This is a genomic window from Alteromonas sp. Cnat2-8 (assembly GCF_022348355.1).
In the GTDB taxonomy this organism is placed as follows: domain Bacteria; phylum Pseudomonadota; class Gammaproteobacteria; order Enterobacterales; family Alteromonadaceae; genus Alteromonas; species Alteromonas macleodii.
In genome coordinates this window covers 47,754-73,729 of record NZ_JAKREX010000005.1, presented here as the reverse complement: position 1 = coordinate 73,729, position 25,976 = coordinate 47,754, and the positions used below count along the sequence as shown (strand labels likewise).

Genomic DNA, 25,976 nt, shown 5'->3' with positions numbered 1-25,976 from the left:
GATATTTTCTAAAGGCGCCTAAATTTTAGTATCAAGTAAGCAAATTACTTTACTCCCGCCATTTTCGAACCACACTCGTTCGCACAGCGCGTGAAGCAAAGGGAGCCCACGCCCAAAGCTTTCGTCATGAACGGAATGACGCCGGCCTACCGTACTTGCCTTGTTCCACTCAAAGCCTTCACCACTATCTTCAACCGCTATCAGCACCTTACCTTTAAGGGGTAAAGACTCTATCCTAATATTAATTCGCCCGTGACTAAGCGCTTTTAGTGAAGCCTCGCGGTTTTCGTAATATTGATGGAACCCTGTACTATCAGCTTTGAGTTTTGAGTCGAGTTTCAAGATCCCATGCTCTAACGCATTATTAAACAGTTCCGACAACACGGTATAAATTATCGAACGCACCGCTTGAATGCCCTCACATTGCCCCGCAAGCTGTAGCACGCGTTGAAGAATGTCAGGCTGTTTCAAATGTTGTGCGTCAAGCGCAACTTCATGCACCGATGGCAATCCAAAATCCATCTTTGGTGATACGGGCGTTTTAATGGGTTGAGAGGTAAACACGACTAGCGTGACATCATCGTGAAATGAAGAGGCTGCGCAATGCTCTTTCGCCTTAAGAAAAAGTGAATTGGATTCTATTTTCCCATGCGTCTGCATTTGCTCTTTTACTATTCTTACCAAGCCTTCCTCAAGAAGCATTTCTCCCTCTTGATTAGTACTCTCAATTAGCCCGTCGCTACAAATTACAAGCTGTTCATTGCATCCTAATTGAATGGTATCGCAATCGGTGTTGAGTTCATGCTCGTCTAGGATCCCTAATGCCATGTGACGTGAGGGAATGCAGCGCAATGCTAAATCAGTTTTCGCAGGAACAATGACAGCCGGCATTCCACCTTGCCATAAGTTTATTCTATTGCCCCCCGCATTAATTTCGCCCACCACTGCGGCCATAAACATGTCACTTGGTAGAAACTTAATTAAAATTCGATTTAATTCTGAAATAATCTCAGAAATAGATACCCCTTGCTGGCTGAGTTCCTGAAAGGCTCGGGTTACAGGCAACGCACCAATTGCAGACGCCAAACCATGGCCTGTAAAATCTCCCACCACAAAATAAATACCACCACTAGGGCTTGATTCGCATAGAAAGAGATCGCCATTAAAGGTTTCAGCTGGCTTTAGGAAGCAGTCGAAATGCGCCATTACCTCGGGTCGATTGACAATAGCGTGGCTAAAAATATGCTCCACGATGGCGTGCTCTCTCGCCACTCTTTGATTGAATAAACGAAGTGCTTTATTTTGCTGTTCTATGTGTTCACTCAAAGCACGTATTTTTAAGTGGGCTCGAATTTTGGCAATTAGAATGTGTCGGTCGAAGGGCTTTGTGGCAAAGTCGTTCCCGCCAACTTCCAGACACCTCACTAAACTTTCTTTATCTTCTAAAGCGGTGATAAAAAGAATAGGTAGATACGGCCCTTTCGCAAGCTTGCGTATTTTGGGTGCAACGTCAAAACCACTGAGCCCAGGCATCACAACATCCAACAAAACCAAGTCGGGTTTTTCGTGCGTAAATTTTTTGATAGCTTCAACACCATCCACCGCTTCGATACACTCTTTATAACCTGCGTTATAAAGCATGTTAGTAAGCAATGTACGGTTGATAGCCTCGTCGTCAACAATGAGGATCTTCACGTATGTCTCTTCGATAAAATGTTAATTTAGCGACTTGCTTTTCTTACTTAATGTCGAACTTTTTATCGAATCGAGATATTTTCAGGATTTTAGCAACCTGAGGACGGGCATTTTCGATACTGTAGGTTAATTCTCTTTCAGCGAGTGTCTTTTGCATGTTTAACAACATACCTAAGGCAGAGCTATCCATGTATTCAGTACGCGATAAATCTACGGTGATGTGAGAGACATCGGCGCCCAGTTCGCCATAGGCGTTTCTGAAGTCTTCTACCTTACTAAAGTCAAACTTAGTGCCTACATCTACCACTAGTACTTTCCCTTGATTTTGATAGCTCGACGTTATTTCCATATTCGCTCCTTAAAAATGTAAGCAGAAATGCTTCATCACATGCTTTTAACTTTGCTATTCTTATACTAGTTGAACTTTTACACATCGCCATGAAAGTCATCTTAAACTTTCGTATGGTAATGCTTTTTTTATCGCCATTTAGATGGAAAGACGCAATTTATTGAGGTATGTATGCAAGACTGGCAAGACGCCCTTTTGGTCTATAGTACTGAAAGTGGCAAAATAAAGCCTGAGCCAAAAGAGCAAGCGCGTTCGGTGTCTTCTGACGGCGTTGTTCGTATTCACAGGGAAACTAAAGGTCGCAAAGGAAAAGGGGTGTCTCTGATTAAGGGATTAGACCTCGCGTCTGATGAGCTGAAAAAGCTAGGCTCTGAGCTAAAGAAAAAATGTGGTTGCGGCGGCGCAGTGAAAGACGGTGTCATTGAAGTACAAACTGATGACAGGGAAAAGCTCCGCACACTACTTACCGATAAAGGGTATAAAGTTAAGCTTGCTGGGGGCTAATGTAACGCTAGCCAGCTAGCGAGCTCTCACTTTTTCATAAACATATAACAAAAAGAGTCTGAAATGGAAAAGCTGTCAATTTCTGATCTACACATTATTTTAGTTGAGCCTTCTGACACACAAAGAAAGATCATCACCACTTTGTTGTTAAAAGAACACGTAAAGGAAATTGACCCCGTCAGTACCCTTTCCGAAGCTCGTTCAGCGGTAAAAGCGCACGGTGCTGACCTAATCGTAAGCGCGATGTACTACGAAGATGGAACCGCACTAGAACTACTTAAATTCATCAAAGAAGACGACGCATTTAAAACAATTCCCTTCATGTTGGTTTCCAGTGAAAATCGTTTGAGCAAACTAGAAGAGTTTAAGCAGGCGGGTGTTGCGGCAATTCTTCCTAAACCATTTGAACCCCTTCATTTGTCTCGTGCGTTAAACGCAAGCTTAGATTTAATCAATCACGATGAACTAGAATTAGAACTATTTGACGTACACGATGTTCGCGTACTACTTGTTGATGACAGTAAATTAGCGCGTAATCATATTCGACGGGTACTAGAAGGCATGGGGCTTCAACGCATAAAAGAAGCAGAGAATGGCGCAATGGCGCTAACTTATATAAAAGATGAACCTTTTGACCTCGTGGTTACCGACTACAATATGCCCGAAATGGATGGCAGGGAACTATCGGAATTTATCCGCTTTAATCCAGAAACCACACATATACCGATTATCATGGTAACGTCAGAGTCAGCTGACAGTGCACATATGGCTAATATTCAGCAAACAGGTGTGAACGCGCTATGCGATAAGCCTTTTGAGCCCAACGAAGTAAGACAAATGCTTTCAGCACTATTAGGTAACTAAGCGCAAAAATATTTAACGGCGTTCTCAAATTACCCACCGGCAGGTGTATATTTACGGCACCTGCCAACGCTTCATGCCCTAACCGTTTGGCTTTTTATAAAGCCAAAGGCGCATTTTAATTACTTTTTCAAGTCCTCCACATTAAAAACAACTATTCAATTTGTAAAAATGGGTTGACACACATAGGCGTTCAACATACATTCAAACCTATGAAACAGAATACTATGCACGTAGCACTTTTCTTTTTTGCGTTTATATCCTTTAACTAGGGAGGCGCGGCTACATGCATGAAAACCTCCCAACTGGGAGGTTTTTTTTTAGCAGAATTTTCTTATACGATACGCACGGGAATGATATGTCAGACAATGCATTAGATACTGTTAGAGAGCGGATTACCGCTTTAGACAGTGAATTACTTACTTTACTCTCAGAACGCAGAAAGCTAACCAACGAAGTGGCTGAGACGAAAATAAAGCATCACATTCCTGTGAGAGATCAAAAGCGAGAAGAACAGCTATTGGTGCGCCTAATAAAAGAAGGCCAAAACATCGGCTTAGACCCTCATTATGTGACACAAATTTTCCACGTTATTATTGAAGACTCTGTTTTAAACCAGCAGGCTATGCTTGCTGAACGCGCTAACCCTGGCAGTACATTGCCCTTAAACCGAGTGGCATTCTTGGGCGACAAGGGCTCTTACTCTTATCTAGCAACTCAAAAGTACTTCTCTCGTCGCCCAGGCGAATTGCTGGAAATTGGCTGTCAGAGCTTTGCTGAAATTATTTACAAAGTTGAAAGTACTGAAGCCGATTACGCGGTATTGCCTATTGAGAACACGACGTCTGGCAGTATCAATGAAGTGTATGACCAACTACAGCATACCCAACTTAGTATTATTGGTGAACTCACCCACCCTATCCGCCATACATTGTTAGTGGGAACCAACACCAGTATCGATAAAATCAAAACGCTTTACGCTCACCCTCAAGTGTTCACTCAGTGTAGCCATTTCTTAGCAGAACTAGGGAACGTAGAAGTGAAAACCATGGACAGCACCTCGTCTGCCATGTTGACAGTTAGTGAGCTTAAACGCGATGACGTAGCCGCAATAGGCAGCGAAGCGGGTGGTAACTTGTACGGCCTAATGGCAATAAAGAGTAACTTAGCAAACCAAAAAGAAAACCATAGCCGTTTTATCGTTGTTGCGCGCAACCCAGTAGTGGTTCCACTTCAAGTTCCTGCTAAAACAACACTTGTTATGTCTACCATCCAAAAGCCAGGTGCACTTGTAGAGGCCTTGTTGGTGCTACGAGAGAACAGCATCAATATGACGAAGCTTGAATCGCGTCCTATTCCAGGCAATCCATGGGAAGAGATGTTCTACATTGATGTAGAAGGCAATGTAGAAGATGGCCCTGTACAAAATGCCCTTGATGCATTGCGTGGTATTACCCGCTACATCAAAGTATTGGGCTGCTATCCAAGCGAAGAAATTAGCCCGACCAAAGTGGCCGCGGCGAGCGCGCTGGCTGATTAAGCCAGCACACGCCCCATTGTTTACTTTCTTTCGTTGTAATATTTAGGCAGGCTGAAAGGCTTGCCCAACATTACCAACGTCACTTTCACCATTAACCGGGAAGACAGAAACTCGGTTACGGCCATGCTTTTTACTGCCATACAAAGCTTCATCAGCATTGGCATACAGCGCCTCGAATTGATACTTTGATGACGCAGTGCTGGAGATACCAAAGCTTGCTGAAATATCGAAGGTAAAACCGCTTTCAGCTGTATCAATCTGACGGATACTATTGCGCATACTTTCCGCTATTTCTTTTGCTTTTTTCTCATTACACCCTGGTAATAGTAGGCCGAACTCCTCACCACCTAAGCGCCCGAAAACATCTTCTTTTCTGCAGTGTTTCCTCACCGCGTTAACTACTGCCTTTAATACCCAATCGCCTGTTGGATGACCGTAGCTATCGTTAACTGACTTAAAGTGATCAAGGTCGAAAATTACAAAAGATAATACGTCCTGCTGCTCTGACATTCGATCAAGCGCTTTCGATGCCAACTCAGTAAAATAGTGACGGTTCGCCACTTTTGTTAACGAGTCAGTTTGCGCCTTTTCCCTAAGTGCTGCATGTAACTTACGATTTATTATTGCCCACATAAGGACAAGTATCGTGGTGGAAGCAAGCAATGTTATCAACAGCCTGTGATTTTGCTTTTCTTCTCGGGAAAGGGCTGCTTGTGCTTTCAGTAGGCTATTCTCTTTGTCCAGTAGCTGAATTTCGATATTCTTCTCGAGGTTATCGAACTTAGCCTGTTGAATCGCCATTTGCTTAACGTTGTACTCATCAAGGTACGCTTTATCAGCCTCAGCGTATTGAATAAATGCATCTAATGCTTGTGCATTATCCCCTTTCTCTATTGCCGACTGGTACAGTATATAATATGCCGTTTTTCTGGGTTTTGAATATCCCATGCCTTTTGCAAGCTCCGCGCCTTTAAGCGCACTCTCCTGTGCGTTATGAAAGAGCTTATTGGCAAAATAGGCTTGTGCTAGCGCTGTATAGTACTCTGACGTTAATCGTGGATAGTTAGTACTTTCAACATCTGCTTGGATAGCAAGTAAGGCGTCTAACGCCCCTGCGATACTGTCTGGCGATGCTAACATCAGTTGAGCAAGCCATAATTTTGCTAAATTCAGAGCGATTGGCTCTTTACTCGCATTACATACCTCAATAGTTGTATTTAGCGTTTCTCGGTCAAGTCGTCCTAAATTGTGCAGCGACTCACTACGCAGATTGTGAGCCAGACACGCATTGCGGGAAGAAAGCTCTTGTCCAATTACGCGAGCACTGTACTGCAAACTCTGCTCAAACTCTTCCAACTGATTATAAAAAAGCGCAATCGTCAAAATTGAAAGGTGCTTATCTTTATCTTTCGCTAACGAAAGTAGAGGAACAATATCAGGAATTTGCTGAAGTGCTTTGGGAAAATCCCGAACTAACGCGTAGTTGTTGAGAATTGAATTTTTGGCTCGTAGTTGTAACGATTTATCTGAAGCACTTTGAAAAACACTTTCATAAAGTGGAACTGCCTCTATGAGTTTTCCTGAATACGATAAGCTATAAGCATTGAGATAGTTAAAGTATTGGACTTGGGCCGGTGAAAAGGAGGCTGATTTATTACTGAGAGCCGACAATGACGTACGAAACGCCTCCACGTCTTGACTGCGAAGTGCATCAGCGCGCACTAACTGCTGATCAATTTCGTCAGCAGAAAGCGGAAATATGAAAAAGGGGCAAAGTAACGCCCCTATTAAAAACCTAACCACAATTTAAACTATCAAAGTTAGTGAAGTGACACTTGGTTCTTTTCTTCACTCTCTTGTGCATCACCAGGCGCGTCTTGCTCTTCATCTTCTGGCATCAAAAGACACCACATTTTTTCTTTCTCTTGAGAAAGTGCGTCTGCGTGGTCAGCTTTAAATTGTGCAATTACATCAGTGTCACGTTGCTTAGATGCATCTTGTGCAATAGCGAGAAGTTCTTTTAGCGCTTTCATGAGTTTGTTCTACTTTATAGTTATTAATGTTTAATAGGTTAGCAACTATTTGATGAGTTGTTAATCAAATATATAGCATTTTAGACATATTATACCAGTTACTATTTGCATCAATTACCTTTGAAAACAGAAATACTTACTGGTTTATTAGGTATGAAGTAACCAAATATTCTAGCGATTAAAGGTAAATGTGACCAAGTTGGTTTTACTTGGCTGAAAACGGCTGTCCTTTGACTGTTTGAAGTTTAATTGGGTAACTAGACGTTTTGTAGCGAGGTGACGCTTTTCAAATTGGGCAACAATTTGGTGAAGATTGAGATTTTCCAAGCCAAATTCGACTAGCGCGCCCATCGCTTCTCGTGCCGCGCCTTTTCCGTTCATTGAAGGCGCTAATATAATTCCAATCTCTGCAGTGTCTTGTAAAACGCTTTTACAAAGCATCTGAATTCCACAAAATGCCTGCGTTTGATTACACGTTATCGACCAGACCTTCTGTGCTGGCCAAGGCCTTTTGTTTGCTTCAATGAAAGTACTAGCGACTACTTCACTTTCCTTCTCAGAAAGGGGCTCACCTATTAATCGCATAATTTTTCTATTTTGGTACAAGCTTGCTGTTTCCTCTTTCCACTGCTGGCAAAGTAAAGCGCTGGTAAAACGAGGTGTAGCGAACTGCACTAGTTAGTACCTTTGGAGTAATCGACATCATCTATCACTGGTTTACTAACTGGTGGTATGACAAGTGTAGAGTGCTGGTTAATTTCGTGATTATGCAGTTCACCAATAGCAATCGTCGTAGCTCTGAACTCATCGATGGGCAAGGTTGCAGCTTCATATAAAATAGCGCTGTCATTCGCTTGGTAAATAGATAACAGTTTATCAGTAAGCTTTTTTCGTTGAAGAGAGCTGGAGGTAAAAACGGCACTTGAGAAATCTCCTGCAACCCCAACCTGCCATAAAACTAAATACGCAGCCGTATCTACTTCTCGTTTATATAGTAGAAACTGGTTTGCCTCGTAGTGTTGGCAACCTAGAGCACCTGGGTCTATGCCCAAATCGGCGTATAGGCACGATTCAGCTGAGATCCCCGGCAACATGTAAGCATCAAACCCTCGACTTTTAGCGATTGCGATAGCGTCATGAGGCACCTTTGCAAAAACCCCAGGGTGTCCATAAAAAGCGCCAACTACTTTTTCGCCTTTCTCCACACGCTCTAGCATTGCGCTAGTCATTTGAGCATAGGTATCGTGGCGATCTTTGCCTTCACCATAGAAAGTTTGTAGGTTTACTGTGTTTTTGTTCAAAGAGGTGATCCATGCCTCCATGTAGTGCTCAGCTACACATACGAAAACGACGTCGGCTTGCTCAATATGACTTTGACAAATAGGCGATAAATGCGCTCCAACCATCATCCCGGTTCCTACACATACTAGGCTGCCTTGTTGCATGTAACTGTTCCTTTATTATTAGGTTTTAGCTGTTTTTATCAAAAACATGTTTAAGCGCGTCAACCGTATCACTCAATGTCACTTTTCGTGCAAACGATACAACACCATTAGTGCCCTGTCCTCTGTCAAAAATTGTATAGTATTGAGAGATCAGCGGAAGACCGAGGATGCTTTGATTCGGCCAGTGTTTTAGTGGGAATATTTTAAAGGACGCTTGGTTAAATGTGGGGGCGTGCTCCTGCCAGTAGGCTTCAGGCGGTAGCGAAAGTAAAATATCTTCACCCTCATCGCCTTCAAGAACAAACGTTAGTTCAGGCCATTGTGCCAAATCTAGCTTTTCCAAGTCTATTCCTTGCTCCTCTAAAGAGAAAGCAGCGAAGGGCTCAAGCAATGTTTTCGCGTTATCAACACAGCAAAAAATCTGCTCGATCACTTCGTTATACAAAGATTCTGGCAAACCAATCACCGTTGCTCCTGAATCTACTATCGCATTTGAACACCAGCGTGCTTCGTCCGATTTATCCAAAGCCGGCGCTTTAATGCCTTCGTTTTCTCCACATTTTACGGCTTTTAACGTGACGTTATAATACTTATCGCGGAGTACCTTCACAGACATAATAGGAGGAGCATATAAGTCTCGATGAAAAATAGGCTCACCTATTACAAAAAGGCCATGATTTTTTCTATGTGCAAGCGCAGCGCGAAGACAATTTCCATCTACGTTATAGACGCTTGAGCGATGTAGCCAAAAAGCGAATTTATCGGCGTTAATTTGACGCTGCTCTAACTCAGAAAAGTAGCTAGGGAGTGTGGTCGCAACGTAATCAGCTGTCTTTAGGTTAATAATTGCTGACTCGTTAGGCTCGGCCAACGCTTTTTCAAAAAACGCTTGCTCGCTCATTTCACACGTAATTTTGTCAGTGCAACGATAGGCGTGATTTAGCGGTTGATAAGCTAACCCCATAATTCCGTCAGCTTTTTTAAAACAAGATTCTTTTGTCTCTTGCGATTCTTTCGCTATTGCTACATAAGTTTGCGGCAACGAAATGCTGTGACCGAAAATGCCCAGGCGCACCGTGGTCTTAACAACAGGGCCATGCCAACTTCCTGCAGCATATTTAATTGATTGAGAGTAGTAGGTGAACCTCACATCACCATCACGTTCAACATGATAATGAATGTCGCCTAGCACTAAGGTTGAGCTTCCCGTATCTAAAATAAGATGAACGGTCTGCTGATGCGCGCCTATATGTGCTCTCACACAATAGCCGCCATCAGCGAAAGTATTGGTAATTGGCAAACGAAGAGAGCGAGTCACGTTGGCTACCTTAAATTAGCTATCGCTATAAACAGTCGGTCAAAACTACTTGTCTCTTAAAAGCTGACCATCATCCGCTTTTAACAACATCTGTTTGCTGTCTACTAAACACTTCTTCGCATAATCTCCGAACCACGCGCCGACCTTCATGAACTGTTCTACAAAGCCTTTTTTGTCGCCATTCTCAAGTAATGACAATGCAATCCCAAAACGTTCGTAAAAGCGACGTAGAAGTGCAAAGTTATCAGGGTTATTGAAAATAATATCGGCATAAAGTTGTGGTGACTGAGCGAATAACCTGCCTACCATTGCGAGTTCTAAACGATAAATAGGTGAGCTAAACATGGTGAGTGATTCCAGATTAGGATCTTCACCTTTTAAGTGTTGCCCGTACACAAACGTGTTGAAGTGACGCATTACCTGAATATAAGCCATGGCTTGGTCATGTTCTTGTGCGCTGGAGTCGTGAATGGTAGCACCCCAAATTCGCATTTGCTCAATGAGCCAACTGTATTTCTCACTGCCACGCCCGTCGCACACTACCACTACCTGTTTAATCATGCCAGGCGCGTCAGGACCAAACATGGGGTGCAGTCCAACAACCGGACCATTGTGTGCGGCAAGCATCGCCTCAAGTGGCTTAGCTTTAATACTGGTTATATCTGCAAGCACGCAATCCTCTGGCAGCATAGTAAGCTTGCTAATCACGGCTTCGGTTAGATTAATAGGCACTGCAACAACAACCAGTGAAGCACAGCTTAATAACGAGGTTGCTCTACCACTTTCCCAGTCGTCTTTTTCAACAACTGAAACGTTGTAATTACTTCGTTCGAACAAGCTCACAAACACACGGCCAAGTGCCCCTGCTCCACCAATTACAACAACGTTGTCGACATCAGGTTTCACACAGCGATATTTGTTGTTTTGCGTGTGATAAGACTCTCGCATTACTCGACGTAATAAGTCTTCGGTGAGATCGGGCGACACCCCAAGTGCTTCTGCCTGAGCACGGCGGGATGCGATCAACGCTTTTTCACGCTCTGGTACATAAACGGGCATACCAGCTTCAGCCTTAATTTGACCGACCTGGGTTGTAATTTGATTGCGTTTTGCGAGTAATTCGACAAGCTGGGTATCCAGCTCGTCGATACCTTCACGCAGCGTATCTAACTTTTTTAAGTGCTGCGATAAATCGGCCATTCTGTCTTATCCTTGAATCAAATGGCACGGGGCTTATTGGCAAATTTTTCTTGCCACTTTAGGCGTTGCTTGGATTTATGCCACCGTGCGCTTATTTTGGCGTAAGGGTAACACAGTTATTAACTTATCTCTGGTTTGAGATATTAAGTTCTCTGTTGTTTCCCAATCAATACATCCGTCTGTGATTGAAACACCATACTCAAGTTCTTCTGGCTTTTTACCTTCAGCTTTTTGATTACCGGGTTTCAAGTGACTTTCCAACATAACGCCAATGATAGACTGATTGCCTTCTAGAATTTGATTGACCACGTTCTGTGCAACCAATGGCTGACGGCGATAATCTTTTGAAGAGTTCGCATGGCTGCAATCTACTACTAAGCCCGCTGTTAAACCAGCATCCTGCAACTCAATCTCGCACTCTGATACGCAAACCGAGTCGTAGTTAGGCTGCTTTCCACCGCGCAAAATAATGTGGCCATCTGGATTACCGCTGGTCCCGATAATACTTACCTGGCCTTGCTTATTGATTCCCATAAAGCGGTGACCCGATGCCGCCGATTTAAGGGCGTTTATGGCAATATCTAGGCTTCCATCTGTACCATTTTTGAATCCTACAGGCATAGACAGGCCGCTGGCCATTTCACGGTGGGTTTGCGATTCAGAGGTACGCGCACCGATAGCAGCCCAGCTAAATAGCTCAGCAAGATATTGTGGACTAATTGGATCCAGTGCTTCTGTTGCAACAGGCAGCTCTAATTCTGCAAGCCAAATTAACAACTCTCTTGCCTTACGAAGACCGGTTTCAATATCAAATGTACCGTCGATATGCGGGTCGTTAATTAAACCTTTCCAACCTGTTGTGGTACGCGGCTTTTCGAAGTACACACGCATAACGATAAATAGTGTGTCTTTGCATGATTCATGAAGCTCTTTAAGCTTAAGTGCGTACTCTTTCGCGGCTTCAACGTCGTGTATAGAACATGGTCCACACACTACAAGCAATCTATGGTCGCGACGATGAATGATATCTGAAACAATCTTTCTAGACTCAGAGATAGCCGCTAACGCTTTGTCTGACACAGGCAATTCAGCACTAAGCGCTTCAGGGGTTATAAGTACATCTTCGGTACTTACGTGAACATTATTTACGGTGTCCTTGATCATGGGAGCTCTCTTACTCTCTTAACTACAAATAAAAAACGGAAAATTAAACGCCAAAAGAGTGTGCAATCTGCATGTAAACTTTATTGTACAACCAGCTTTTTCTATATTTCTTTAACGTCATTGACTTTTTAGCAACTCAAGCGTAATAGCGCAAGTAATAACGAATAATACTTTAATCTAGGGTAGATTCGAAGCGAATGAGCATGACTGAATGGCAATAGTGCATAGGGATAGCACAATTTTTAATCGACAGTGAGGCTTGTTCCGAATTACCTCATTAGTCAAACGCTTTGTAGTGACATCCCGCCCTTACGTTTTCAAATGCTCCACGAATTTAATGGCGTAATTGACCAACATAAATAAGCTAAATTTCTCATTTATTGTCAGGATTTTGTATCATTGCGACAATGAAATAATAATGAGAACACAATGCAAAATTTAGCCCTAACCTACACTGGCGACGTGGCCATTCTAACCATGCAAAATGGAGAGAACCGCCACAATCCTCTCTTCGCAAAGGAGATGCTTTCAGCGTTAAATACCATTAAAAGTAATGAAAGCTGTAAAGCGCTAGTGATCACATCAAATGATGAGAAATGCTTTAGTCTAGGTATAGACACAGACTGGCTAATGCCAGCAATGAAAGCAGCTCGCACTGAGGAAATAAAGCAATTTATGTACGGTATGGATGACGTGTTTAAAGCGCTGCTTCTGTTCCCTCTTCCGGTTATTGCTGCAATCAACGGACACGCCTTCGGAAACGGAGCAATTTTGGCGTGCGCTTGTGACTTCAGATTTATGCGCGCAGACAAAGGCTTCTTCTGTTTCCCTGAAGTAGATTTATCAATCCCCTTTCTGCCCGGTATGATTGAGTTTGTTAAAAAAGCGATGCCGTATTACAGATTTAATGAAATGAAGCTTTCCGGAAGGCGTGTATCTGGTAAAGAATTAGAGCAAGATCACGTGGTAGAAAAGGCGTACGATACACAAGAAAGCTTGATGGAAGGTGCGCTGAATTACGCTAAGACCTTTGATAAAAAGCGTGGCATTTTTGGCGAACACAAAAAGCGTCTACACAAACATATCATCCACACTATCGATAACGAGAACAAACCGTTAATAGAATCGCTTTCACTCATGGCATAACAATAATAGGCACTATGGTGAAGCGTCACTTAAGACGCTTCACCGATATTTGCTAATAAGTCTTTTCATGGGCATATCGATGTTGGGCTCTACACTGTTAGTTAGGCCTTGGTGTTCTCTTCCTAAAAAGATCGACTTTAACCCCCCAGTGCAACGATGCAATTCTCATTAAAACTGTTACAGAGATAGAACCTAAAATGCACCAAATGTAAGGGATGTCTAGGGCAAAAAAGGCGGCGTAAGTGAGACCACCTGCAAAACATGCACTCGCGTAAACATCTCCACGCATAACGTAAGGTACTTCTCTGCAAACCACATCGCGCATCAAGCCCCCGAAGATACCGGTTGTCATACCCATCGTTAGGGCGACAATCATTCCGGTTCCACTAATGAGTGCTTTCTCGATGCCTATGACATTAAAAATAGCAAGCCCTATGGTGTCGATAAGTATAAAGTAAAAATTGGAAGGAGAAGGCATATAGCGAATGAATAAGACTGTCGCGAATATAGCTGAGTAGGTTGCTAGTAGATACTCTGAGGTTTCTACCCAGAAAATAGGTTTTCCTAATAGGAGGTCTCTTAAAGTACCTCCGCCAAGGGCTGTCATCACGCCGACAACGACGATGCCAAACCCATTGATACTTTTGTCATGCCCCAGTAATGCGCCCGATACAGCAAAAAATGCGACGCCAACAACGCTAACACGATAAAGTATTCTGTACTCATCCTTCTCTCTATTAAGAAACCTTAATGTTTGTATTAAAAAACAGGTTGAATGGATCGAATTTCAGGCACAAAAAAGCCCGCTTAAAGCGGGCTTTTTCGAAGTTAACAATAACGCAAGGATTAGTAATCTTAGTTAAGCTTCTCTTTGATACGTGCAGATTTACCTGAACGCTCACGTAGATAGTAAAGCTTAGCACGACGAACCGCACCGCGACGTTTCACTTCAATTGAAGAAACTGCCGGGCTGTGTGTTTGGAACACACGCTCAACGCCTTCGCCGCTAGAAATTTTACGCACGGTAAAAGACGAGTGCAGACCACGGTTACGTTTAGCGATAACAACACCTTCATAAGCCTGAAGACGCTCTTTGTCACCTTCGGTAACGCGAACTTTAACAACTACTGTGTCACCTGGACCAAACGCAGGAACATCAGTCTTTAGCTGTGCTTCTTCGATTTTTTTGATGATATCTTGACTGACTTTGCTCATCATATCCTCTCGTCCTAGTTAACTGTCATCTTGCTGCAGTTGCGCTTGGAATAATTCAAGCAAACGCTGCTGCTCCTCAGTCAGAGCTAGGTGATTTAACAATTCAGGGCGACGCTGCCAGGTTCTACCTAATGATTGCATCAATCGCCACTGCCTAATTTTTTCATGGTCCCCACTTAACAACACATCAGGTACCTTTTGACCATCAAGTATTTCGGGCCGCGTATAATGCGGACAATCCAAAAGACCGTCAGTGAAAGAATCTTCAACTGCTGAGGCTTTATGCCCCAACACGCCAGGAACTAATCGAGCAACCGCGTCCATAAGAACCATTGCTGGCAGTTCACCGCCGCTTAGCACGTAATCACCAATAGAGACTTCTTCATCTACATGGCTTTCGATTACTCGCTCGTCGATACCTTCATATCGGCCGCAAATTAAAATTGTGCGGTCAATGTTAGCAAGGCGCTGTACGCCTGCTTGGTCAAGGGGTTTCCCTTGTGGTGATAAGTAGATCACCTTACTTTTTTCGCCACCAACTTTCTTGGCAGCTTGTATTGCGTCGGTTAGCGGTTTTACCATCATCAGCATACCGGGTCCGCCTCCGTAGGGGCGATCGTCTACTGTACGATGGCGATCATGTGTAAAGTCACGGGGGTTGAAGGTGTCAACCGATAACGTTCCAGACTTAACTGCTCGACCTATAACACCCTGTTGGGTAAAAGGGGCAAACATATCTGGAAACAGGCTAACAACGCCGAACCACTTTTCCGGTGTCACTTAAAACCCCGGGTCCCAGTCAACTTTAATGACCTTCGCTTCCTTATCCACCTCTTGTACGACTTCGTCGAACACAAAAGGTAATAGTCTTTCTTTTTGACCAAAAGCATCGCCTACATTCGCTTTAACGTGAATCACGTCGTTAGCACCTGTATTAAACACTTCTTTCACCACACCCAAGTCGTAACCTTGCGTTGTTACTACTTTCATGCCGGTGAGCTCACGCCAATAAACCCCTTCGTCGCCTAAATCAGGCAGCTGTGAAGCATTTATGTTGATATCCAAGTTTTTGATGCGCTCAGCATCATCTCGACTATCAACGCCCACAATTTTTGCAACGAGGCTTTTACCGTGCGGTCGCCACTGGTCAATTTGGTATTCTTTTTCATCGCCAAGAAACCATGGCGCGTAATCAAAAATACCTTCTGGCGTTTCTGTATAGCTGTTGATTTTGACCCAACCTTTAACACCGTACGGTGCACCAATTTTGCCAACAATCACTTTGTCAGACGCTAGACTCATCTATACCACCAGTTAATAACAGCTTACGCTGCAGATTTTTTCGCTTCTTTTACCAAGCTAGAAACGCGATCTGATAAGCTCGCGCCTACACCAACCCAGTATTCAACACGTTCTAGATCTACGCGAAGACGTTCCGCTTGACCTTGTGCAGTTGGGTTGAAGAAACCGATGTTTTCAATGAAACGACCGTTTCTTGCACGACGGCTATCAGCCACCACTAGTTGATAAAATGGACGCTTTTTCGCGCCACCACGCTGTAAACGAATAGTAACCATAAATGCCTCAAACTCGTTGTAGCGTTACCGTTAACTTAAGCCTTCAACCAACGCCTAAAAATTAGACACCAATTAGAAGGCCGCCGAATTATACGGATATCACCACTCAATGCAAGTAAAAACCTGATTTATCCTTTGTTTAGTTCAATATCGCTCCCGTAAGTAGGTGGTGGCCTAAGAACGCAAATACACATGCATGATCTTTCGTAAATTTCTTTAAAATATCATCTGGTGGTGTATTGTTAACGTAGCACTAGGATTTAGTGTGGATAAAAAACTTAAGCCATATGCAGTTTAAAGGATGGCAGTTAACTGGATTTTAGTTTTTCTCTGGCGCATTTGTTAATCAAAGGCTTCAGTAAATGGATCACGAAGAAGGATTATTCGAATGAAATTATCATCACTCATACTCGCTACATCAATTGCTCCACTTTTCGCGTGTTCATCCGCTACAGATATGGTCACACAACAAGCAGAAGTCCAACCCAATGAAGCTCGTATAGACTTTTTCGCTAACCGCGGAGAAGCCTTTGACAATAAGCGAGAGTACGTAAAGTTGATGTGTTTTAACCAACGCCCTAACGGTGCGTTAGTTCTTCGGGATGTTGAGCCGGGAGAGCATGTTCTATTTGTTCAAGCCAGTGTCGTAAACACTGACCTGCCTGATGGTACCACTCGCGAGGCGATAGTTAGGCTAGATGTAAACTTAGAAGGCGGCAAGCGTTACTCGCTCAACCAATCTCGTGACCATCACGATATGAAAGTATGGCTCCAAGAAACGGATTCTGGCGTCCCTGTTTCTGACATCGTTACAACCCGTGTTGAATACCCAAAATCGGTGGGAGATTTACGCCTTGAACAATGCAAGGAAGGTACAGTTTAAAAGTACTCGCTTCTTTCAATAACGATTATAGATGACGCAGGGTTACACTTGCGTCGTTATAGTCGTAGGGAACGTTTTGCCACTGTGGCTTTTTAAGCGCTTGTGATTTTGTCTCTTCTGCCTCGGCAAATTTGTTTGATTTGAGTATTAAGCTGGGAAAGCCTTGGGCGCCTATACAACGCGCCATATGCATTTCTTCGTTTAATTTCTCAATTGTACTTTCACTATTGAGTGCTATTTCAAAGCGCTCGACATCAAGCCCTATTTCTTCAGCAAATGCTATCAAGGTATCAAAATCCGACGGGTTTTTCGCATTCAGGTAATACCCTTCTTGAATTGCCTTGATCATTGCCTTCTCTAATGCTTTTGCTTCATCGCTATCTCTAGCCTGCGCTTTTGCAGCAAGAACTGCTCGACACGAAGGATAGGTCGAACGACGAGGCTGACACTTTGTCCAAAAATCATAGTTGAATTGTGTTCCAGGCACACGATCTTGAATAGTTTGCCAATAGCCTGCAATAGTAAGTTTCATTTGTTCCGGCATAGGTAAATCACTATCCGGTGCGAGCCCGCCAAGCAAGTAGACAACCTCAATGTCGTTGGGTAACTCACGCTGTATTTGCTCCCAAGTAGGAACGAATGCCCAACACCAACTGCACATTGGATCATGAACATAATACAAAGTACGTGTTTCACTCATCGTTATTTTCCCGTTTTAACTATTTTGCTTTGCTTCTGCGACGTTAACTTTCATCCCAGCGTAAATACTGCCGCTGTAATCGCATTGCCTACGTCCAATGTACATGCTTTGCCGTATAATCCAAATAATGAATTTTAATAAGCGTAGCGAAATCAACGCTATGAATTAGTTATGCGCATGAAGAGGTAATTTTGACAACACCACTCGCTAGTGTATCAACCAAACAAGTCTTACAGTGGATTGGCTCACATTTACTTCGCTACAAAGCGCGCGTTGTAGGTGCAGTTATAGCACTTTTCACGGCCGCAGTTGCATGGCTTTTACTTGGGCAAGGCATTAAGTACGCTATCGACAGCGGCTTCATAGAAAACGCAGCGGATACGTTAAACAAAGCCACAGTATTGGTGCTAGCCATTACTATCGTGGCCTGTTTAGCGACATATGCGCGCTTTTACTTAATGACTTGGCTTGGCGAGCGGGTTAGTGCTGATATCAGAAACCAGGTATATGCGCACTTGCTGTCTCTTCCGCCTTCATTTTTTGCAGAACTTAGAACTGGCGAGGTCATTTCTCGATTTACCAGCGACACTACAATTATCCAGACTGTAGTGGGAATGAGTTTGTCGATGACCCTTCGCTCGGTCGTGACTTTCGTTGGTGCATTGACACTTATGACGTTTTCTAGTCCCCTTCTTACCTTCTGTGTAATTGTTGCAGTACCCGCTGTGCTGGTTCCTATCAAGGTACTGGCGCCTCAAGTGCGCCGTTATGCCAAAGAAAGCCAGGACAAAGTGGCAGACTTGGGTGCACGCATTGATGAAAGTCTCCATGAAATTATGACCGTACAGGCCTATACCGCTGAAAATGCCGAACGAATGCATTTCTCTAAAAAGGTAGAGCTTGCCATGGACGTAGCTAAAAAGCGTATTCACTATCGCTCACTACTTATTGGCTGCATCATGTGTATCAGTATGACGGCCATCATCTTTATTGCTTGGGTGGGGGCAAGACAAGTATTAGACGGCACTATGACCGTAGGTGAACTCTCCGCTTTCCTTTTCTATGCCGTAATGGCTGGCGGCAGTGTGGCCACAATCAGCGAAGTCATTGGTGAAGTACAGCGAGGTGTTGGTGCAAGTGAGCGTTTGTACGAGCTATTTACCACTGAGCCTTCTATTCGATCTTTGAATGGTGACACAGCTGAAGCCTCTGCTTCTTCAACGTACTCAGCATTAAAAGGAGCAAGCGCTAAACCGATAATCTCCAAAGCGGCACCAAAAATAGAATTGGAAAATGTCAGCTTTGCTTACCCCAACAGCAAACCTTTGTTTGATAATTTAAACATTAACATTCAAGCAGGAGAACGTCTTGCTCTGGTAGGAGCAAGTGGCGCAGGCAAAACAACGCTATTTCAATTATTAATGCGCTTCTACGACCCAAGTGCCGGACAAATACTGTTCAATGGTGCGCCTATCAACAAAATGCCTGTAGACGTTCTGCGCCAACATATTGCGATAGTTACCCAAGAGCCCGTCGTCTTTGCTGATACCGTGTTGGAAAATATTCGCTACGGCAGCCCACATGCAAGTGACGACGCCGTGATAAATGCAGCGAAGCAGGCATTTGCCCACGAATTTATCGATAACCTAGATGAGCGCTACAACACACAGTTAGGCGAACGAGGCGTAAAACTTTCTGGCGGTCAAAAACAACGTATTGCTATTGCTCGCGCTATTTTGGCCGACCGCCCAATTTTACTCCTCGATGAAGCAACAAGTGCGCTTGATGCGATGAGTGAGCGTATGGTTCAACAAGCGATAGATAGATTAATGGTAGGTAAAACCAGCATCGTGATTGCTCACCGACTTGCGACGGTGCAGCACGCCGATCGCATATTAGTTATGGATAAAGGTCAGGTCGTAGGAAGCGGCGACCATGCATCGTTAATGAAAAGCGATACCCTGTACAGGGAATACGCCGAACTGCAATTGCTTAGCTGAACCGCCTGTGGTGCTATACGGTACAAACAACGAGGTCGACCAATCGACTACAAAACATACGTTTTGGTAATACAAAAATAAAGGGCCAGCAGCTTTTTCTGCACAGGTTCCAATAACGCTACGGGTTTAAAATGAAAAATTCATTCTATGGTGCAATGAAGACATGGACAGGTCTTTGCGCTCTTTTTTTAATGATGGTGCCAACTGCAAATGCGCAGTTTATGGGAGACAGGCAAGCAAAGCTTGTAGTAACCAAGCCCATTGAATTTATGAACGAAACGCGAAAAGTGGAAGCAGTAGGTAGTGCTGAAGCCGTTCGTTCAATTGTGTTGTATCCTGCCGTCGCTGATGAAGTAACAGAGATTAACTTTGTCCCTGGGCAAACAGTAGAAAAAGGAAAGGTGCTTGTTCGTCTTGATGATAGACGTCAGCAAACGGCATTAAAACGCGCCAAACTCACTTTGGAAGACGCACAGCGCACCGTAGAACGATTAGCATCAAGCTATAAGCAAGGCGCTGTACCGGTCAGTGAATTGGACTTAGCACGCACTCAACGTGACCTTGCAGAAGTTGCATTGGAAGAAGCTCAAGCCGATTTACAAGACAGACACATCGTAGCGCCTTTTGACGGTGTTGTGGGCATAACTGACGTTGAAGTAGGCGATCGCATTAACGAGCAGACTGTGATCACTACACTGGATAACAGAAGCAAACTCTTTATTAACTTCAGAGCGCCTGAAGCAGCATTGCCCGTTTTACTGAATGCGCCAAACGTAACGCTTGAGCCATGGAGTGACAGAGAGAAACTAGTAAGAGCCGAAATAGCTCAGGTTGATTCTCGTATCAATGAGGCAGATAGAACGCTTCGCGCTAGAGCATTACTCGACAACTCTTCTGATCAATTTCGCCCTGGCATGAGCTTTCGGGTTAATTTAAGCATTGAAGGCGATCGCTTTGCTGCCATTCCAGAAGCCGCACTTTTGTGGGGAGCTACTGGCGCTTACATATGGCTTGCTGAAGACGGTAAGGCTAAACGTGTTGACGTGAGTGTTCATCAGCGTCTTAGAGGAACTATCCTTGTTTCGGGCGACATTGAAGAAGGTGACACACTAATTTCTGAAGGTGTACAACGCTTACGTACCGGACAAGAGATTACTACCGAACTGGCCGGAGGGCCTCAAGGTGAGTGATCCAAACCTATCTTCGTCAGTTAGCGACTTACCATCGCTATCTATTCGACGCCCGGTTCTTATTGTTGTACTAAATCTACTTATTGCTATCGCTGGGTTTGCTGCACTGAGCGGTCTTGAAGTGCGGGAACTGCCCGATGTAGATACACCTCAGGTAACCGTTACAGCAGAATTTCCCGGCGCATCTCCTGAAACAGTAGATGCCGAAGTAACTGGTCGCCTTGAAGGTGCGGTTGCGCGTGTGAGTGGCGTCAAAGACATCTATGCGCAAAGTGAAGAAAACTCTGCCCGTGTTCGGGTTGAGTTTCGTCCCGGCGTTAACTTGGAAGACGCGGCCAACGAAGTACGTGAGTCGGTCAGTCGAATTCAGCGACAGCTTCCGGAAGATGTCGAACAAGTATCGATCATTCGGGCCGACAGCGACGCTCAGGCAGTTGTAAGCCTTGCTATTTCAAGTGATACCTTGGATATGGAGACGCTCACCGAACGTGTTGACACCGATGTAGCACCATTGTTTTTAAGCATTCCTGGCGTTGCCGACGTTATGTTAGATGGAGAAAGAGAGCGTGTGCTGCGCGTTTCTGTGGATCCTCTACGATTAACCAGTTTTGGCCTATCGATGAGTGACATTGCTAATGCACTATCGCTTGCGCCTTTTGATGTACCCGCTGGCAGTATTCAATCTGCCGAACAAGCGTTAATCGTGCGAGCTGATGCAACTTCGGTATCGGCAGAAGATGTGGGTAACATTGTTGTAAGCGGTGACATTCGCATTAATGATGTTGCCAGTGTGTACTTCGGCCCTGCCGACACCACCAGCGTAGTTCGTTTGGATGGAACTCCAGTCATAGGCGTTGGCGTAATACGTCAAGCAAGCTCTAATACGATCGAGATTTCAGATGAAGTGCTGGCCATGGTCGCAGACCTCGACAAGCGTTTTACCGATATGCATATCGTAGTAACGTCCGATGATGCAGAGTTTATCCGCGACTCGGTTAAAGAAGTGGTCGTCTCTCTCAGCCTGACCGTGGCGTTAGTCGTAGTCACACTCTTAGTGTTTATTGGTTCATGGCGTGCCACCATCGTCCCAGCCCTTTCGATACCCGTTTCGCTAGCGGGTGCACTGGCTATCATTTGGGGCATGGGCTTTTCCATTAATATTCTTACCCTCCTCGCTCTTGTATTGGCCACGGGCATGATAGTAGACGACGCTATTGTGGTTTCTGAAAATATACAGCGTCGTAGAAGTATGGGTCTAGGTGCCCGTGCGGCTGCCGTGGTGGGCACACGAGAAGTCTTCTTCGCAGTGGTAGCAACAACCGCTGTACTCGCCTCAGTATTTATTCCCATCGCATTCCTTCCTTCTACTGCAGGGCTTTTATTCAGGGAGTTTGGAGGCGTATTGGCTGGCGCTGTTATAATCTCATCTTTCGTCGCTCTTTCCTTGGTTCCTGCACTTACCGCCCGACTGAAGGTGAAAGAAGCGAAAGAAAGCGGTTTGTTTAGCAAGACCTTTGGCCGTTTTGGCAACGCTTGTTTGCGCCTATATCAGGCGTCATTATTAAAAGCGCTCAAATATGGCTGGGTAGTTGGTGTGTTAAGCTTAGCAGCAGGCGGTGGCGCTTATATTTTATCGCAAAATATCGATAATGAATTACTGCCAAGCGAAGACAGAGGCACAATTCGTATTTTTGCACGAGGTCCAGACGGTGCTGGCCTAAACTTTATGGACAGACAAGCTGAAAAGATGGAAGAACTGCTGCTTCCCTATGTGGATAACGGCACCATAGATTCCATTTACACGGTAGTCGGTTCGTGGGATCCCAACATCGTCTTTATCACAGCGCCTTTGAAGCATTGGGATGACCGAGACAAATCTCTGCAAGAAGTAGTAAATGAAATACGCCCTAAGCTTCAGCAAATTCCTGGTGCGCCAGGCAGTGCCTTTGGCGGCAATAGTTTGAACCTTCGCGGTCAAAGCGGCGGGCTTGAAATAGCATTAACTGGCGACACTTATGAAAACATTTTCGAAGCTTCACAAGCGTTCTCTCGTCAGATTGAAGATGCACTACCCGAACTAGGTAGACCGAGAATAAGCTACGACCCTACCCAACCTCAGATGAGAGTAAATATTGACAGACGCCGTGCTGAAGAACTGGGCGTGCCGCTTACCGATATAGCAAGTACCCTGCGCGCCGCTGTGAACGGCGATGATATCGCAGATTTGAATGTGGGCGACCAATCTATCCCTATCATGCTGCAAACTAATAACCGCAGTACATTAGATCCATCTGAGCTTACTAGCTTATATGTGAAAAGTACCGACGGAAACTTGGTGCCTCTTTCTAGCGTAGCTTTCATCAGTGAAGAAGGTGTTGCCGCTGAATTAGAGCGTCAGGCACAGCGCCGCGCAATTAAGCTGGAAATGGAATTGCCCGAAGACGTAGCGCTTAGCAATGTAGTGGAAAATATTCGTAATCTAGCGGCAGAATCATTACCGAACGGTATCGGACTTGTGTTTCTTGGCGAAGCACAAACTTATGAAGAAACGTCTAAGCAAGTAGCGCTTACCTATGTGTTGGCTTTTGTTATTGTACTGCTTGTATTGGCTGCACAATTTGAAAGTGTGAACAGTGCGGTTGTGGTTATGCTTACCGTTCCTTTTGGTATTGCAGCCGCGGTCTATGCCCTGTTTTTAACCGGCACCAGCATTAATATTTACTCGCAAATTGGCTTGGTAATGTTGATAGGTCTTCTCGCCAAAAACGCGATTCTTTTGATTGAATTTGCCGACCAGCTTCGCGATAAGGGTTATGATATTTACGATGCTATCGTTGAGGCTGGTAGAGTGCGATTACGCCCTATTATGATGACGCTGGTTTCAACTATCCTAGGTGGCCTGCCGCTCATTCTGTCCACAGGCGCTGGCGCAGAAGCTCGTAATGCTATTGGCTGGGTCGTATTTGGTGGATTGGGTATTGCCGTAGTATTTACCCTTTACCTGACACCGGTTTTGTATCTTGCACTTGCCAGATTTACCAAGCCACGTGCAGACGAAAGCGCTAAGCTTGAGAAGGAAATGGAAGAAGCCAACGCACAGCATTCCTAGGATTTTCCCGCTTAAGTAGGCGCTATGCCTATTTAAGCGGCATCTAAACGGCTACTGTGCGCTAGGTTTGCTTTGAGAATTAAGAGAGACGCCCAAGCTACGTGTGTTGTAACAACAAGTGTTACTTCCCGCGTTAAGGCTTGGGCGTTTTTTTATTAAAAAACGGCTGATGCTAGAGCTTTCAAATGGACTACGAACCTACTGCCCTAGTAGGTTTTACAGAACGCTTTGACTTTGGCTTTACCTGTAAAGGCGAGTAGTTGATCGACCATTCTATCAAAGTAAGGGTTGTAGGTTAGCCTTGCATACACCTTGTCTTTCTTATTAGTTGCTAACTCTTCATCAGCGTTATCGGGCTCAAATCCCCACGGCCCATACCACACTTCTTCGCCGGCTTTGCAGCGCGCTTCAGCGTCACTACCTTGACCGTTGTCACATATGCGAAAGTCACTCGCAGTACCATATAGCGGGTTCTTATCTGAAAAAAGTGTACTCATATGAGAGGCTGCGCTAATTCGCTGTTCGGGAACATTCATGGTTTGCATGATGAGCGTATTTTCAGGCACATCAGGTGCATCCTCACCCTGCCACAGTAAACACTTATGGGGATGAGTAAAATTATCTCTGAACTGCGCAGCTACTTTTTTTGTGTCAACCACACTGTCTTTTTCTGCCACCACCATAAGCACAGGTAAATTCAACGCACGCTTTTCTTTTTCCGATTTAGAGAATAAATCTTGAAGCACATTTACGCTTTCTTGATAGGCAGCGAACCCTGGCATTGCAGTGGAGTTATAGCGGCTTGGGTTATCTTCTTCTTCAACATTAGGCCAGGGAAATAATGAGTCAATATAAGGCGCTAAACGGGACACAAAGAAGCGTGATTTAAAGGCTGGTGAAAAATGCATTAGCCCTTTTATATCAAGCTCTTCAGCCATCGAAAAACTCGCTATTGTGGTTAAATTAGCGCCTGTCGAAAAGCCACCAATGTAGAGGTTGTCGACTTCTTCGGAAAATAGTCGTATGTGATGATTAGTTTCTGTCTGCCACTGCTGATAGCTAACATTTAGCATGTCTCCGGGTTTTGAGCCGTGTCCCGGCAACAAGATGGTTCTAACGTGAATGCCCTCACTGCACATGGCGTTGGCGACATCACGAAAAAAGTAAGGTGAATCGCCTAATCCATGAACTAACAAGACGCCAATATTACGGTATTGTGTGCCGCATTCAAATGGCATATTCATGGACATTTCTTGTGCTTTGTCGTCAGAAATAAATGCCCTATGTTCAAGCAAGTAACGTTCAACTTCATTTAGGTAATTATCGAAAGGCTGCACACCAACCGGGAAGGCCTGTGCACTGGCGCTGAACTGAGAACTGTGCGACGAATGGCAGCCGCTCAATAAGAACAGCGCGAGAGAAGCAGCACATGCGTGTGCTGCTTTAACGGTAAAATTTGGCATTGTTAACGTTTAGGTCTGTGGCAATAAAAAGCGATTATTGCAGTGTATCTTTACCCGAAACTAAAGCTTTGGCGAGTAATTTATGGGTAAGTAATGATAGAAGTTCGGTTTCTTCCTCGCTTCGCTCGCCATCAACGCCCGTGATCGCCATTGCAACCTCTAACGTTTTCTCGGCATCAAACGATAGGTCGTGCTTCAAACTGCGTAAAAACGTTATGGCATCACCGGTGTCAATGGCCTTTCGCGTTTGGTATATCGTGTCGTTTAGAAATGCTTCGCGACAGATTGGGCTTTGCCAGTCTAAAGACTCAACCATTGCATTCAGGTAGTCTTGTTCCGACAGTGTGACCATTCCGTCGACTTGATAAAGTAATACTGAAAGCTTGATAAGGGCTTGGTTAAAACTTTGTTCTTCTGATAATTGCATAACACTCTTCCTCTTCGTACTGTACGCGGCAGTACCACAACATGCTCTGCGTCCTAGCAGTAGCGATAATTTTTTGTGTCTACACCGAGCTATTTAACACCCAAAGCATCAATAACGCGTCGTTGTTGAACTACGATAGGACCTATAAACCTTTAAC

24 protein-coding genes and 1 pseudogene are annotated in these 25,976 nt (G+C 44.4%); 8 read left to right on the top strand and 17 right to left on the bottom strand.

Annotated features, from left to right (window positions below; translation table 11 throughout):
• Positions 1-18: 18 nt before the first annotated feature.
• Together MHN00_RS13780 and MHN00_RS13775 are read right to left on the bottom strand one after the other, a co-directional pair.
• Positions 19-1,695, bottom strand: coding sequence for a fused response regulator/phosphatase (locus tag MHN00_RS13780; RefSeq protein WP_049585867.1), 1,677 nt, complete (start codon positions 1,693-1,695; stop codon positions 19-21).
• A gap of 43 nt (positions 1,696-1,738) precedes the next feature.
• Positions 1,739-2,044, bottom strand: a complete 306-nt coding sequence (locus MHN00_RS13775) for an STAS domain-containing protein (protein WP_014948848.1) — start codon at positions 2,042-2,044, stop codon at positions 1,739-1,741.
• Positions 2,045-2,215: 171 nt separating this feature from the next.
• Here MHN00_RS13775 and yciH point away from each other — a divergent pair, with 171 nt between their 5' ends.
• The 3 genes from yciH (at position 2,216) to pheA (ending at position 4,949) form a co-directional block, all read left to right on the top strand.
• Entirely contained in the window at positions 2,216-2,548 is a 333-nt protein-coding gene (gene yciH, locus MHN00_RS13770; RefSeq protein WP_014948847.1) for a stress response translation initiation inhibitor YciH, read from the top strand.
• A gap of 63 nt (positions 2,549-2,611) precedes the next feature.
• Positions 2,612-3,412 (top strand): response regulator, encoded by an 801-nt coding sequence (locus tag MHN00_RS13765; protein WP_014948846.1) that lies wholly within the window; start codon positions 2,612-2,614, stop codon positions 3,410-3,412.
• A 355-nt stretch (positions 3,413-3,767) separates the two neighbouring features.
• Positions 3,768-4,949: a prephenate dehydratase gene (gene pheA / locus MHN00_RS13760; protein WP_239301473.1), complete on the top strand. Its 1,182-nt coding sequence runs from the start codon at positions 3,768-3,770 to the stop codon at positions 4,947-4,949.
• 42 nt (positions 4,950-4,991) lie between these two features.
• Here the strand turns inward: pheA and MHN00_RS20565 are convergent, their stop codons facing one another.
• From MHN00_RS20565 to MHN00_RS13725, 7 genes are all read right to left on the bottom strand, one after another.
• Positions 4,992-6,752, bottom strand: a complete 1,761-nt coding sequence (locus tag MHN00_RS20565; protein ID WP_239219041.1) for a GGDEF domain-containing protein — start codon at positions 6,750-6,752, stop codon at positions 4,992-4,994.
• A 17-nt stretch (positions 6,753-6,769) separates the two neighbouring features.
• Positions 6,770-6,982 carry a hypothetical protein gene (locus MHN00_RS13750; protein WP_239219039.1) on the bottom strand — a complete coding sequence of 71 codons (213 nt, stop codon included), beginning with the start codon at positions 6,980-6,982 and terminating at the stop codon, positions 6,770-6,772.
• Positions 6,983-7,153: 171 nt separating this feature from the next.
• Positions 7,154-7,657 (bottom strand): GNAT family N-acetyltransferase, encoded by a 504-nt coding sequence (locus tag MHN00_RS13745; RefSeq protein WP_239301471.1) that lies wholly within the window; start codon positions 7,655-7,657, stop codon positions 7,154-7,156.
• Positions 7,657-8,427, bottom strand: coding sequence for an SAM-dependent methyltransferase (locus tag MHN00_RS13740; RefSeq protein ID WP_014948841.1), 771 nt, complete (start codon positions 8,425-8,427; stop codon positions 7,657-7,659). Before MHN00_RS13740 ends, MHN00_RS13745 begins: the two co-directional genes overlap by 1 nt.
• Positions 8,428-8,452: 25 nt before the next feature.
• Complete coding sequence (locus MHN00_RS13735) at positions 8,453-9,745, bottom strand: pepsin-like aspartic protease (RefSeq protein WP_239219035.1); 1,293 nt, start codon at positions 9,743-9,745, stop codon at positions 8,453-8,455.
• A 45-nt stretch (positions 9,746-9,790) separates the two neighbouring features.
• Entirely contained in the window at positions 9,791-10,945 is a 1,155-nt protein-coding gene (gene tyrA / locus MHN00_RS13730; protein ID WP_014976023.1) for a bifunctional chorismate mutase/prephenate dehydrogenase, read from the bottom strand.
• A 75-nt stretch (positions 10,946-11,020) separates the two neighbouring features.
• The gene (locus tag MHN00_RS13725; protein ID WP_014948838.1) at positions 11,021-12,109 is read right to left on the bottom strand and encodes a 3-deoxy-7-phosphoheptulonate synthase; all 1,089 of its coding nucleotides are present in this window, start codon (positions 12,107-12,109) and stop codon (positions 11,021-11,023) included.
• 429 nt (positions 12,110-12,538) lie between these two features.
• Here MHN00_RS13725 and MHN00_RS13720 point away from each other — a divergent pair, with 429 nt between their 5' ends.
• Positions 12,539-13,255 (top strand): enoyl-CoA hydratase/isomerase family protein, encoded by a 717-nt coding sequence (locus tag MHN00_RS13720; protein ID WP_014948837.1) that lies wholly within the window; start codon positions 12,539-12,541, stop codon positions 13,253-13,255.
• A gap of 97 nt (positions 13,256-13,352) precedes the next feature.
• Here MHN00_RS13720 and MHN00_RS13715 read toward each other — a convergent pair.
• The 5 genes and pseudogenes from MHN00_RS13715 to rpsP form a co-directional block, all read right to left on the bottom strand.
• Positions 13,353-13,981 (bottom strand): annotated as a pseudogene (locus tag MHN00_RS13715) (trimeric intracellular cation channel family protein).
• A gap of 129 nt (positions 13,982-14,110) precedes the next feature.
• Positions 14,111-14,470 carry a 50S ribosomal protein L19 gene (gene rplS, locus MHN00_RS13710; RefSeq protein ID WP_024015986.1) on the bottom strand — a complete coding sequence of 120 codons (360 nt, stop codon included), beginning with the start codon at positions 14,468-14,470 and terminating at the stop codon, positions 14,111-14,113.
• An 18-nt stretch (positions 14,471-14,488) separates the two neighbouring features.
• Complete coding sequence (trmD, locus tag MHN00_RS13705; protein WP_014948834.1) at positions 14,489-15,250, bottom strand: tRNA (guanosine(37)-N1)-methyltransferase TrmD; 762 nt, start codon at positions 15,248-15,250, stop codon at positions 14,489-14,491.
• Complete coding sequence (gene rimM / locus MHN00_RS13700) at positions 15,251-15,772, bottom strand: ribosome maturation factor RimM (protein ID WP_014948833.1); 522 nt, start codon at positions 15,770-15,772, stop codon at positions 15,251-15,253.
• Between the two features lie 23 nt (positions 15,773-15,795).
• The gene (gene rpsP, locus MHN00_RS13695; protein ID WP_014948832.1) at positions 15,796-16,047 is read right to left on the bottom strand and encodes a 30S ribosomal protein S16; all 252 of its coding nucleotides are present in this window, start codon (positions 16,045-16,047) and stop codon (positions 15,796-15,798) included.
• A 388-nt stretch (positions 16,048-16,435) separates the two neighbouring features.
• Between rpsP and MHN00_RS13690 the strand changes: the two genes are divergently transcribed.
• Positions 16,436-16,930 (top strand): hypothetical protein, encoded by a 495-nt coding sequence (locus MHN00_RS13690; RefSeq protein WP_014948831.1) that lies wholly within the window; start codon positions 16,436-16,438, stop codon positions 16,928-16,930.
• 25 nt (positions 16,931-16,955) lie between these two features.
• On the opposite strand, the gene MHN00_RS13685 is transcribed toward MHN00_RS13690, so the two are convergent.
• Positions 16,956-17,630: a DsbA family protein gene (locus MHN00_RS13685; RefSeq protein WP_239301470.1), complete on the bottom strand. Its 675-nt coding sequence runs from the start codon at positions 17,628-17,630 to the stop codon at positions 16,956-16,958.
• 191 nt (positions 17,631-17,821) lie between these two features.
• On the opposite strand from MHN00_RS13685, the gene MHN00_RS13680 reads away from it, so the two are divergent.
• From MHN00_RS13680 to MHN00_RS13670, 3 genes are all read left to right on the top strand, one after another.
• Positions 17,822-19,630, top strand: a complete 1,809-nt coding sequence (locus tag MHN00_RS13680; RefSeq protein ID WP_239301469.1) for an ABC transporter transmembrane domain-containing protein — start codon at positions 17,822-17,824, stop codon at positions 19,628-19,630.
• Between the two features lie 131 nt (positions 19,631-19,761).
• Positions 19,762-20,820: an efflux RND transporter periplasmic adaptor subunit gene (locus tag MHN00_RS13675; RefSeq protein ID WP_014948828.1), complete on the top strand. Its 1,059-nt coding sequence runs from the start codon at positions 19,762-19,764 to the stop codon at positions 20,818-20,820.
• Positions 20,813-23,929, top strand: coding sequence for an efflux RND transporter permease subunit (locus MHN00_RS13670; RefSeq protein ID WP_049585860.1), 3,117 nt, complete (start codon positions 20,813-20,815; stop codon positions 23,927-23,929). Before MHN00_RS13675 ends, MHN00_RS13670 begins: the two co-directional genes overlap by 8 nt.
• 206 nt (positions 23,930-24,135) lie before the next feature.
• Here MHN00_RS13670 and MHN00_RS13665 read toward each other — a convergent pair whose 3' ends face one another.
• Together MHN00_RS13665 and MHN00_RS13660 are read right to left on the bottom strand one after the other, a co-directional pair.
• Positions 24,136-25,392, bottom strand: coding sequence for an alpha/beta fold hydrolase (locus MHN00_RS13665; RefSeq protein ID WP_239301468.1), 1,257 nt, complete (start codon positions 25,390-25,392; stop codon positions 24,136-24,138).
• Positions 25,393-25,426: 34 nt separating this feature from the next.
• Positions 25,427-25,819, bottom strand: coding sequence for a TerB family tellurite resistance protein (locus MHN00_RS13660; RefSeq protein ID WP_156078094.1), 393 nt, complete (start codon positions 25,817-25,819; stop codon positions 25,427-25,429).
• Positions 25,820-25,976: the final 157 nt, after the last annotated feature.

Bases quoted from the DNA above. Each gene is read 5' to 3' on its own strand.
- MHN00_RS13690 (WP_014948831.1), top strand. From the start codon at position 16,436: ATGAAATTATCATCACTCATACTCGCTACATCAATTGCTCCACTTTTC.
- MHN00_RS13665 (WP_239301468.1), bottom strand. From the start codon at position 25,392: ATGCCAAATTTTACCGTTAAAGCAGCACACGCATGTGCTGCTTCTCTC.
- MHN00_RS13740 (WP_014948841.1), bottom strand. From the start codon at position 8,427: ATGCAACAAGGCAGCCTAGTATGTGTAGGAACCGGGATGATGGTTGGA.
- rpsP (WP_014948832.1), bottom strand. From the start codon at position 16,047: ATGGTTACTATTCGTTTACAGCGTGGTGGCGCGAAAAAGCGTCCATTT.
- tyrA (WP_014976023.1), bottom strand. From the start codon at position 10,945: ATGGCCGATTTATCGCAGCACTTAAAAAAGTTAGATACGCTGCGTGAA.
- yciH (WP_014948847.1), top strand. From the start codon at position 2,216: ATGCAAGACTGGCAAGACGCCCTTTTGGTCTATAGTACTGAAAGTGGC.
- rimM (WP_014948833.1), bottom strand. From the start codon at position 15,772: ATGAGTCTAGCGTCTGACAAAGTGATTGTTGGCAAAATTGGTGCACCG.
- MHN00_RS13765 (WP_014948846.1), top strand. From the start codon at position 2,612: ATGGAAAAGCTGTCAATTTCTGATCTACACATTATTTTAGTTGAGCCT.
- MHN00_RS13720 (WP_014948837.1), top strand. From the start codon at position 12,539: ATGCAAAATTTAGCCCTAACCTACACTGGCGACGTGGCCATTCTAACC.
- rplS (WP_024015986.1), bottom strand. From the start codon at position 14,470: ATGAGCAAAGTCAGTCAAGATATCATCAAAAAAATCGAAGAAGCACAG.
- MHN00_RS13725 (WP_014948838.1), bottom strand. From the start codon at position 12,109: ATGATCAAGGACACCGTAAATAATGTTCACGTAAGTACCGAAGATGTA.
- MHN00_RS13675 (WP_014948828.1), top strand. From the start codon at position 19,762: ATGAAAAATTCATTCTATGGTGCAATGAAGACATGGACAGGTCTTTGC.
- MHN00_RS13660 (WP_156078094.1), bottom strand. From the start codon at position 25,819: ATGCAATTATCAGAAGAACAAAGTTTTAACCAAGCCCTTATCAAGCTT.
- pheA (WP_239301473.1), top strand. From the start codon at position 3,768: ATGTCAGACAATGCATTAGATACTGTTAGAGAGCGGATTACCGCTTTA.
- MHN00_RS13750 (WP_239219039.1), bottom strand. From the start codon at position 6,982: ATGAAAGCGCTAAAAGAACTTCTCGCTATTGCACAAGATGCATCTAAG.
- MHN00_RS13685 (WP_239301470.1), bottom strand. From the start codon at position 17,630: ATGAGTGAAACACGTACTTTGTATTATGTTCATGATCCAATGTGCAGT.
- MHN00_RS13775 (WP_014948848.1), bottom strand. From the start codon at position 2,044: ATGGAAATAACGTCGAGCTATCAAAATCAAGGGAAAGTACTAGTGGTA.